The 10286-nt window shown below is 72.2% G+C and carries 6 protein-coding genes; 1 reads left to right on the top strand and 5 read right to left on the bottom strand.

Annotated elements, in window-relative coordinates:
- Window positions 1–118: 118 nt before the first annotated feature.
- Together G5C62_RS22725 and G5C62_RS22720 are read right to left on the bottom strand one after the other, a co-directional pair.
- Complete coding sequence (locus G5C62_RS22725; RefSeq protein ID WP_164702794.1) at window positions 119–2170, bottom strand: S9 family peptidase; 2052 nt, start codon at window positions 2168–2170, stop codon at window positions 119–121.
- A gap of 47 nt (window positions 2171–2217) precedes the next feature.
- Window positions 2218–3555 (bottom strand): MFS transporter, encoded by a 1338-nt coding sequence (locus tag G5C62_RS22720; RefSeq protein WP_164702793.1) that lies wholly within the window; start codon window positions 3553–3555, stop codon window positions 2218–2220.
- Window positions 3556–3639: 84 nt separating this feature from the next.
- On the opposite strand from G5C62_RS22720, the gene G5C62_RS22715 reads away from it, so the two are divergent.
- Complete coding sequence (locus G5C62_RS22715) at window positions 3640–4884, top strand: amidohydrolase family protein (RefSeq protein WP_164702792.1); 1245 nt, start codon at window positions 3640–3642, stop codon at window positions 4882–4884.
- A 40-nt stretch (window positions 4885–4924) separates the two neighbouring features.
- Here the strand turns inward: G5C62_RS22715 and G5C62_RS22710 are convergent, their stop codons facing one another.
- From G5C62_RS22710 to uvrB, 3 genes are all read right to left on the bottom strand, one after another.
- The gene (locus G5C62_RS22710) at window positions 4925–6022 is read right to left on the bottom strand and encodes a TerC family protein (protein ID WP_164702791.1); all 1098 of its coding nucleotides are present in this window, start codon (window positions 6020–6022) and stop codon (window positions 4925–4927) included.
- Window positions 6023–6134: 112 nt separating this feature from the next.
- Window positions 6135–7259 carry a TerC family protein gene (locus G5C62_RS22705; protein ID WP_164702790.1) on the bottom strand — a complete coding sequence of 375 codons (1125 nt, stop codon included), beginning with the start codon at window positions 7257–7259 and terminating at the stop codon, window positions 6135–6137.
- A 371-nt stretch (window positions 7260–7630) separates the two neighbouring features.
- Window positions 7631–9763 carry an excinuclease ABC subunit UvrB gene (gene uvrB, locus G5C62_RS22700; RefSeq protein WP_164702789.1) on the bottom strand — a complete coding sequence of 711 codons (2133 nt, stop codon included), beginning with the start codon at window positions 9761–9763 and terminating at the stop codon, window positions 7631–7633.
- Window positions 9764–10286: the final 523 nt, after the last annotated feature.

The following is a 10286-nucleotide window of genomic DNA, read 5'->3' as shown; positions in this document are numbered from 1 at the left end:
ACCGGTGGGCGCACGATCTGAGGCTAGGAATCCAAGCGTTCCAGTCGACGAGAGTGCTGACCCACCGGCCGCTACCGGAGCCGAACCTGCCAGAAACTGGAAGGCCCGGTAAGCCCCATTAGTCGACCCTGGTCGCCTGCACGGTCAGCGGCTCGGCCGGGTCGGGCCCGGCCGGGCCGGACCCGGCCGGAAGCGCGCCCATCGCCGGGCTGTTCTGCGGGGTCGGCAGCCAGCGGCTCCACCAGCGCAGCACATGCTCGAGCCGCGCCCGGCGGTGCTTCGGCCGGCCGGACCGGGACAGCTCGTGCCCCTCCCCCGGGAAGAGCAGCAGCTCGGTGGGGACGTCGCGGCGCTTGAGCTCCACGTAGAGCCGGGTGCCCTGTTCCAGCGGGCAGCGCCAGTCCTCCTCCGAGTGGATCACCATCGTCGGGGTGGTGATCCGGTGCGCCGAGGCCATCGGCGACTGCGCGACGACGCGCTCGGGGTCGGTGCCCACGTACTCGTCGGGGAAGAAGAACCCGATGTCGGAGGAGCCGACGAAGCTCACCGGGTCGTTGAAGCCCCGCTCGCTGATGCCGGCGACGAACCGGTCGGTGCGGCCGAGCAGCAGCGTGGTCATGAACCCGCCGTACGAGCCGCCCATCAGCCCGACGCGGGTGGCGTCCAGCCCCGGGTCGGTCAGCGCCGCGTCGAGGAAGGCCAGCACGTCGTCGGCGTCCAGCTCGCCCATGTGCTCCTTGATCACCCGGCCGTGCGCCTGGCCGTAGCCCGACGACCCGCGGGGGTTGCACATCAGCACGGCGTAGCCGGCCTCGACGTAGGCCTGGGTCTCGTCGAACAGCGTCCAGCCGTACTGGCTGAACGGCCCGCCGTGCACGGTCAGCAGCACCGGGTGCGGCCCCGGCCCGGGCGGCGTGGTGACCCAGCCGTGCACCGGGTAGCCGTCCGGCGCGGTCGCCGTCGTCTCCCGCATCCGGTGCAGCCGGCCGGTGGCCTGCAGCGGCGCACCGAAGCCGGTGATCAGCCGGCGCCGTCCGGGGGTGACCGCGATGAGCTCGCCCGCCGAGCGGTCGTGCGCGACGGTGGCGACGACGACGCCGCCCCCGACGGCCATCCCCCGCACCGTGTACTGCCCCTCGACCAGCACCTCGGGCTCGCCCCCGCCGAGCGGGACCCGCAGCAGCTCGACCGCGCCGCGGCGCTGGATGCCGGTGAGGGCGGCGCCACCGGCCACCACGGTCGCCGGGGTCTCGTCGCCGCGGTCGTGTTCCTCCGGGTCGAGCAGCGGCACCACCGGGCCACCCGCGGCGCTGACCTGCGCCAGGGTGGTGTTCCGGCCGACGAAGTCCCGGCCGCGCGGACCCAGGTCGGGGATCGCCGAGAGGTAGATGGTGCTGCCGGTGGGATCGTCCGGGTCGTAGGCCGGGTGGCTGCACGCGGACCGGGAGTCGGTGACCCGGCGCAGTTCGCTGCCGTCGGGCCGGACGACGTACACGTCGGAGACCAGGTCCAGGTCGGCGCCCTCGTGCCGCGCGGAGACGAAGGCGAGCTCGGCGCCGTCCGGACGCCAGGCGACGTCGGTGTCGTCGACGTCGCCGCCGGTGACCTGGAACGGCGTGGGCTGCTCGACGGCGTCGTCGTCGGTGTCCGCGGGCAGGTCGACGACGAAGACGTGACTGCGGCGGTCGTTGGTGAAACCGATGTCGTCGGCCCGGTACTTCAGGGTGGTGATCAGCCGGGGAGGCTCCGCGCCCGGCGACACGTCCTCGTCGGTGCCGTACCGCCCCTGCTCGGGCACCCGCGCGGTGTAGGCCAGCCGGCGGGAGTCCGGCGACCACACGGGGGTGCCGGCGCCCAGGTGGTGGTCGGTCAGCGGCCGGGCCGTGCCACCGCCGGCGGGCAGCACGTGCAGCTGTGGCTTCCCCTTCGGCTCGGCTGACAGGTAGGCCAGCCAGTGGCCGTCCGGGGAGAACGCGGGTGCCGAGTCGTGGTGGCCGTGGGTGAGCGGTCGGGCCGGCGCCGAACCGTCGGTCGGGACGGTCCACAGCTGGCTGCGGTACTCGTCGGCGTCCAGGTCCAGCCGGCTGACGGCGACGACGGCGGTCGCCCCGTCCGGGGACACCGTGGGCACACCGGGAACGCGCAGCAGGGAGAGGTCGGTCGGCCGCATGCCGGGCACGCTAGCCCAGGGCACGGCGGCGCAGATGGTGAGCCCTGCTAAGGGGTGAGTGCTCCCGGGTCGCGCCGTTCCGCCCGCATGCTGCGGGCCAGGCCCAGCGCACCGAACAGCGGCAGTGCGGCGAGCAGCAGCAGACTGCGGTCCAGCCCGAGCACCTCGCCCGCACCGCCGACCACCGCCGACCCCACCCCGCCGCCGACCAGGAAGACCAGCGTGGCGATGCCCAGCGCGACGCCGCGCACCTCGTCGGGAACGGCGCCGCCGACCGCGGCCATCAGTGCCGGCTGGCCGAGCCCGAAGGCGACCGTCACCAGGACGACGGCCGTCACCAGGCCGGGGGCGGAACCAGCGCTGGCACCGAGCGCAGCGACCAGCAGCGCGACGGTCGCGATGACCCCGGAGATGGCCAGCGACCGGGCGGGGCCGAGCCGGGCCAGCAGCGGACCGGCGAGCCGCGGGGCGAGGAAGCCGGTGACCGCGCTGGGCACCAGCGCCAGGCCGATGTGCAGCGGCGTCCACCCCTCGCCCGCGAGCACGGCGGGGACGGCGATCAGCAGCGCGAACCAGGCGGCCGGGACGGCCGAGGCGGCCAGCGCGCTGCGGACCACCACCGGCTCCCGGAGGACGGCCGTGGGCAGGAAGCCCTCCGGCCGGCGGCGCACCTGCGCGGCGACCGCCGGGACGCCCAGCCCCAGCAGCGCGGCACCGACGGCGGCGATCACCACCCCGGAGGCCGGGGACTGCACGAGCAGCACCAGGCCGGCGGCGGTGCCGGCGACCAGGACCGCGCCCAGCACGTCCAGCCGGGCACCGGTGCCCACGGCGGGGACCGAGCGCCACAGCACCGGCACCAGCAGCAGTCCGAGTGCCGGCAGCACCACGACCGCCCGCCAGCTGGCGACGTCGGCGACCAGCCCACCGACCAACGGCCCCAGGGCGCTGACCGCCGCCGCGGTGCCGGCGACCTTGCCCAGCGCAGCGGTGCGCACCGCTCCCTCGTACCGCGCGCTGACGATCGCCATGCCGAGCACCGGGACCGCAGCCGCACCGAGGCCCTGGAGGACGCGGGCACCCAGCAGCACCGGGTAGCTGGGGGCCAGGCCGCCGAGCACCGCCCCGGCGGTCATCAGGGCCACGCCGACGACCAGCGGCAGCCGGATGCCGGCCAGGTCGGCGATCCGGCCGTACACGGCGGTCGCCACGGCCAGCATCAGCGCGTAGAGGCTGATCACCCAGGAGACGCCGCCGGTCGTCAGGTCGAGGTCGGCGGCGATGGCCGGCAGCGTGACCGCGACCGCAGCACTGCCCATGCCGGCGAGCCCGAAGAGGACCCCGACCAGGCCGGCGACGCGGCCGGCGTCGGTCGGGGGGCTCATGACCGGGAGCCAACCACGCGCCGACCCGACCTGCCCCGGCCGCACGGTCCTGCGGCCCGCTGCCGGATCGCTAGTGTGACGCGGATGACACGACGGGTGTTCGCGGGTGGCCAGGTGTTCGACGGCACGGGCGGGCCCGCTGCCCGCGCCGACGTCCTCGTGGAGGACGGCCGCGTCCTGGACGTCGGCACGGGGCTGGACGGCGACGAGGTCGTCGACTGCGCCGGCGGCACCGTGCTGCCGGGCCTCTTCGACTGCCACGTGCACGTCATGCTCAGCGGCGTGGACATGCTGCGGCTGCTGCAGACGCCGTTCAGCTACGGCTTCTACGAGGCGGTGCACAACCTCCGCCGCACCCTGGCGCTGGGCATCACCTCGGTGCGGGACGCCGGCGGTGCCGACCTGGGAGTGGCCCAGGCCGTGCGCGACGGGCTGATCGCCGGGCCGCGGATGCAGATCGCGATCAGCATGCTGTCCCAGACGGGTGGGCACGGCGACGGCTGGCACATCTGCGGCGCCGAGGTGCCGCTGATGGGGCCGCACCCCGGCCGGCCGGGCACCGTCGTGGACGGCGCCGACGAGATGCGCCGCACCGTGCGCGAGCTGCTGCGCGCCGGCGCCGACGTGCTCAAGGTGGCTACCAGTGGCGGCGTCCTCTCCGCCCGGGACGACCCGCGGCACCCGCACTTCCGGCCGGCCGAGCTCGACGTGCTGGTCGAGGAGGCGGTGGCGGCCGGTGTGCACGTGATGGCGCACGCGCAGGGCGCGGAGGGGATCAAGGCCGCCGTCCGGGCCGGAATCCGCTCGATCGAGCACGGCATCTACCTCGACGACGAGGCGATCGACCTGATGCTGACCCACGGGACGTGGCTGGTGCCCACCCTTGCCGCGCCCCGGGCGGTGCTCACCGCCGTCGCCGCGGGGGCGTCGCTGCCCGAGGCCGTGATCGAGAAGGCCCGCGCGGTGCAGTCGGTGCACGACGAGTCCGTCCGCCGGGCGGTCGAGGCGGGGGTGAAGGTCGCGATGGGGACCGACAGCGGGGTGGGCCCGCACGGCGACAACCTCTCCGAGCTCGGCCTGATGGCCGGCTGCGGGATGACCGCGGACCAGGCCTGGCACGCCGCGACGCTGTCGGCCGCCGAACTGCTGGGTGTCGACGGCGAGCTGGGCAGCCTGCAGCCCGGCAAGCGGGCCGACCTGGTGGTCCTGGACGGCGACGCGGGCGACCTCACCGGCCTGGCCGGGCGGGTGCGCGAGGTGTGGCGGGACGGCGTCCTGGTCGCCGTCGGCGGCTCGACCGTCGAGCCGGGGACGATCCCGCCCCGCTGACCACACGGCGGCGGCCCGGGAGGCCGGGCCGCCGCCGCGCTCAGCTGGTGCGGTGGGGGTCCTCGCCGGTGGCGGCGCGGGCGCGCTGCTCGTCCTCGGCCAGCGCGCCGGGCCGGCCGGGCTCACCGGTGTCGGTGGCGGCCGGGTCGATCGCGGCACCCTCGGCGTCGGGCACCTCGCCGCGGGTCTTGATCAGGCTGGCCACGGTGGCGACCAGCAGGACCACCAGGATGACCGTCAGCGACAGCCAGGTCGGGATCGCCGGGATGCTCTCCAGCGGCTCACGCTCACCGGCGAAGGGGTACTGGTTCTCGTGCAGTGCCTCGAGGATCAGCTTGACGCCGATGAAGGCCAGGATGACGGCCAGCCCCAGGGACAGGTAGACGAGGCGCTTGAGCAGACCGCCGAGCAGGAAGTACAGCTGGCGGAGGCCCATCAGCGCGAAGATGTTCGCGGTGAAGACGATGAACGGCTCGCGGGTCAGCCCGAAGATCGCCGGGATGCTGTCCAGCGCGAACAGCAGGTCGGTCGTGCCCAGTGCCAGGAACACCACGATCATCGGCGTCCACAGCTTCTTGCCGTCCTGGACGACGCGGATCTTGCTGTCGTGGAAGTCCTGGGTCATCGGCAGGACCTTGCGCATCCGCCGGATCAGGCCGTTCTCCTCGTAGTCCTCGTCCTCCTCGCGGTGCCGGACCAGGTTGATCGCGGTGTAGACGAGGAACGCACCGAAGAGGAAGAAGACCCAGATGAACCGCTCGATGACGGCGGCGCCGGCGAGGATGAAGAGGCCGCGCAGCACCAGCGCGATGATGATCCCGACCATCAGGACCTCTTGCTGGAGCTTCCGGGGCACCCGGAAGCGGGCCATGATGATCACGAAGACGAACAGGTTGTCGACCGAGAGCGAGTACTCGGTCAACCAGCCGGCGTAGAACTCGGTGGCGAACTGCCCGTTGGTCACCGCCAGCACGATCCCGCCGAAGGCCAGCGCCAGGGCCACGTAGAAGACCACCCACGCCGTCGCCTCCTTGACGGAGGGCTCGTGCGGACGACGGACGACGAGGGCGAGGTCGGCGAGCAGCAGGACGGTGAGCCCCACGAACGTCGAGATCTCGAACCAGACGGGGAGCTCCACGTACCGGCACTCTACGGGTTCGTTGCCCCGTGCATCGGTCGACGACCCGTGTCCCCGGCCGCTGTGGCGCGGGGCCAGGGGCGACGTTCGTCACCCCTGGCCCCGCGCGCGCTCAGTCGGTGCGCGACTCCGGCCGGCTCACCGGCACCTCGCGCGGGTCGGCCGGCGCCTCGGCCGTGTCGGCGTCCGGGTCGCCCGGTGCGCCGATGTGCCGCCCGGCGCTGTCGGCCGCCGGGTCCCCGGCGCCGCGCTCCGCGCGCCGCTGGGCGTCCTTCTTGTTCTTCCGCAGGCTCGCCCAGGTGGTCACCAGCAGGGTCACCAGGATGACGAGCAGCGACAGCCAGGTCGGGATCTCCGGGACCAGGGTGACGTGCTCGCCGCCGTTGATGAACGGCAGCGTGTTCTCGTGCAGCGCGTGGATCAGCAGCTTGATGCCGATGAACCCGAGGATGACCGACAGGCCGTAGGCCAGGTACACGAGCTTGTCGAGCAGTCCGTCGATGAGGAAGAACAGCTGGCGCAGACCCAGCAGGGCGAACGCGTTCGCGGTGAAGACCAGGTAGGTCTCCTGGGTGAGACCGAAGATCGCCGGGATCGAGTCGACGGCGAAGAGGATGTCGGCGCTGCCGATGGCGATGAGCGCGATCATCAGGGGGGTGATGAACCGCTTCCCCTTGATCTTCGTGACCAGGCGGTCGGAGTGGTACTCCTCGGTCGTCGGGAGCACCTTGCGGGTCAGCCGCAGGACCGAGTTCTCCTTGAACTCCTCGTCGTCGTCGTGACCGCCACTGCGGGCCTGGGCGATCGCGGTCCAGATGAGGAAGCCGCCGAAGATGTAGAAGACCCAGCTGAAGTTCTCGATGGCCGCGGCCCCGAGGAAGATGAAGATCGTCCGCAGCACGAGCGCGAAGGCGATGCCGAACAGCAGGACCTTCTGCTGCAGCTCACGCGGTACGGCGAAGCTGGCCATGATCAGCACGAAGACGAACAGGTTGTCGACCGAGAGGCTCTTCTCGGTGACCCAGCCGGCGAAGTACTCACCGGCGTAGGTGCCGCCCCAGAAGACGAGCACGACCAGCCCGAACAGGAGGGCGATGGCGATGTAGACCGCCGACCAGGTGCCGGATTCCTTCAGGGTCGGCGCGTGCGGCGTGCGCACGTGGCCGAAGAAGTCGAAGACGAGCATCCCGATGATCGCAGCCACCGTGATGCCCCACACCCACAGGGGGACGTCCATGCATTTCCTCCGGTCGTCTGGCTCATGTCAGCACCGGAGGTCTCTCCCACCGACCCGCCAGGCGGGTCGGCCGGCAGCGCCGGGGACCGTGGGATCCCGTGTTGACGACACTGCCGCGGGCGGGATACTCCCCTCCACGTGGGGCCTGCCCGGTCCGGCGCGGCAACGCACCGACCCCGGCGGTCCAGGTCCCAGGGTCCCCTACGAACGACCGCCCCGCAGAGTTCCCGCGGAGGGCTATGACCTGTGCTCGCGGACGGCTAGGACCTGTGCCCGCGGACGGCTAGGACCTGTGCCCGCGGACGGCTAGGACCTGTGCCCGCGGACGGCTAGGACCTGTGCCCGCGGACGACGAGGACCTGCGAACCGGCTCAGGCGTGCGCGGCGTCGAACTGCCGTAGCTCCTTCTTCAGCTCGGTCAGCTCGTCGCGCAGCCTGGCCGCCACCTCGAACTGCAGCTCGCGGGCCGCCGCCAGCATCTGCTCGTTCATCGAGGTGATCATGTCGGCGAGCTCGTTGCGCGGCAGACCCTGGACGTCGATCGACCCGGCCTTCGCCCGGCTCTTCGACGACAGCCCGGGCACCGGCGACTTGCCGCGCGACTGCTGACGCCCCGAGCCCCCCAGCAGCTCGGTCGTGGCCCCGCCGGTGACCTCCTCGGTGTCCTCGGCGGCCTTGTAGATGCCGTCGAGGATGTCGACGATCTTCTTGCGCAGCGGTTGCGGGTCGACACCGTGCTCGGTGTTGTAGGCGATCTGCCTCTCGCGCCGCCGGTTGGTCTCCTCGATCGCCTGGGCCATCGACGGGGTGATCTTGTCGGCGTACATGTGCACCTGACCGGAGACGTTGCGCGCCGCCCGGCCGATGGTCTGGATCAGCGAGGTGCCCGAGCGGAGGAAGCCCTCCTTGTCCGCGTCGAGGATCGCCACCAGCGACACCTCGGGCAGGTCGAGCCCCTCGCGCAGCAGGTTGATGCCGACCAGCACGTCGTACTCACCCTGGCGGAGCTCCCGCAGCAGCTCGACCCGGCGCAGGGTGTCGACCTCCGAGTGCAGGTAGCGGACCTTGATGCCGAGCTCGAGCAGGTAGTCGGTGAGGTCCTCGGACATCTTCTTGGTCAGCGTGGTGACCAGGACCCGCTCGTCCTTCTCCGTGCGCAGCCGGATCTCGTGCACCAGGTCGTCGATCTGGCCCTTGGTCGGCTTGACCACGACCTCCGGGTCGATCAGCCCGGTCGGGCGGATCACCTGCTCCACGACGTCGCCCTGGACCCGGCCGAGCTCGTAGTGACCCGGGGTCGCCGACAGGTAGACGGTCTGGTGGATCCGGTCGGTGAACTCCTCCCACTTGAGCGGGCGGTTGTCCATCGCCGAGGGCAACCGGAAGCCGTGCTCGACCAGCGTGCGCTTGCGGCTCATGTCGCCCTCGTACATGCCGCCGATCTGCGGCACCGTGACGTGCGACTCGTCGATGACGAGCAGGAAGTCGTCGGGGAAGTAGTCGATCAGGCAGGCGCCGGCGCTGCCGGGTGACCGGCCGTCGATGTGCCGGGAGTAGTTCTCGATGCCCGAGCAGAACCCGACCTGGCGCATCATCTCGATGTCGTAGGTGGTGCGCATGCGCAGCCGCTGCGCCTCCAGCAACTTGCCCTGCTTGTCCAGCTCGGACAGCCGCTGCTCCAGCTCCGCCTCGATGCCACCGATCGCCCGTTCCATGCGCTCGGGTCCGGCCACGTAGTGGGTGGCAGGGAAGACGAAGAGCTCGTCGACCTCGCGGATGACCTCGCCGGTGAGCGGGTGCAGGTAGTAGAGCCGCTCGATCTCGTCGCCGAACATCTCGATCCGGCAGGCCAGCTCCTCGTAGACCGGGAAGATCTCGATCGTGTCGCCGCGGACCCGGAACGTGCCGCGGGTGAAGGCCAGGTCGTTGCGGGTGTACTGCTCGGTGACCAGGGTGCGCAGCAGCTCCTCCTGGGAGCGCTGCTCCCCCACCTTCACCTTGAGCGCGCGTTCCACGTACTCCTGCGGCGTGCCCAGGCCGTAGATGCAGGACACGGTCGAGACGACGATGACGTCGCGCCGGGTGAGCAGGCTGTTGGTCGCCGAGTGCCGCAGCCGCTCGACCTCCTCGTTGACCGAGGAGTCCTTCTCGATGTAGGTGTCGGTCTGCGGGACGTACGCCTCGGGCTGGTAGTAGTCGTAGTAGGAGACGAAGTACTCGACCGCGGCGTCGGGCATCAGCTCCCTGAACTCGTTGGCCAACTGCGCGGCCAGCGTCTTGTTCGGCGCCATCACCAGGGTGGGGCGCTGCACCTGCTCGATCAGCCAGGCGGTGGTGGCCGACTTCCCGGTGCCGGTGGCGCCGAGCAGGACGGTGTCCTGCGCACCGGCGTCGACCCGCTCCGCGAGGGCCTTGATCGCCGTGGGCTGGTCGCCGGAGGGCTCGAACTCGCTGACGACACGGAACCGCCCCTGGGTGGGCCGGATGTCGGTGGATGCAGGCACGCCGACGACGGTACGACGGGCCTGTGACAGAAGTGGCCGGAGCGTCCCCCGGGCCGGCGGCCCCGTCGGGATGGGCCGCACGGGACACGTGGGACGACTGATCGGCCGGCCGTCGCCGTGGGGAGTTGTCGACACGCCGACGTACCCCTAGCGTCAGCGCCCGCAGGAGCGAGCAGCACCGGTCGCCGCCAGTGCCACCCGGGTCACCGGGCGAGGTCGGCGGTGCCCGGGCTGCCGGTCCCGGCCCGGCCCGGCGCAGACACTGCCGCAGCCGGGCGCCGACGCCCTCCCCGGTCCGCCGCGGAGGGCGTCGCCGTCCCCGGGACACGGCCGGCGTCGTCGTCCCCGCGGCGGAGCCCGTGGCGCCGGCGGGTCGGCACTGCGCGGGCGAGCGGACCGGCCTTGGCAGACTCCCTCCGAGGACTGCCCGCGCTCGTCCTCCGGACATCGCCCGTGTCCTGATCGTCACAGGTGTGCGGAGGCCGCTCTGCGGGCATCCGACGACGAACCCCTCTCGGTTCAG

It is taken from the genome of Modestobacter sp. KNN46-3 (assembly GCF_011039295.1).
This window is presented reverse-complemented; position numbering and strand designations above follow the sequence as displayed.

Coding starts and splice junctions, on each gene's coding strand:
- G5C62_RS22725 (WP_164702794.1), bottom strand. CDS start 2,170: ATGCGGCCGACCGACCTCTCCCTGCTGCGCGTTCCCGGTGTGCCCACG.
- G5C62_RS22720 (WP_164702793.1), bottom strand. CDS start 3,555: ATGAGCCCCCCGACCGACGCCGGCCGCGTCGCCGGCCTGGTCGGGGTC.
- G5C62_RS22715 (WP_164702792.1), top strand. CDS start 3,640: ATGACACGACGGGTGTTCGCGGGTGGCCAGGTGTTCGACGGCACGGGC.
- G5C62_RS22705 (WP_164702790.1), bottom strand. CDS start 7,259: ATGGACGTCCCCCTGTGGGTGTGGGGCATCACGGTGGCTGCGATCATC.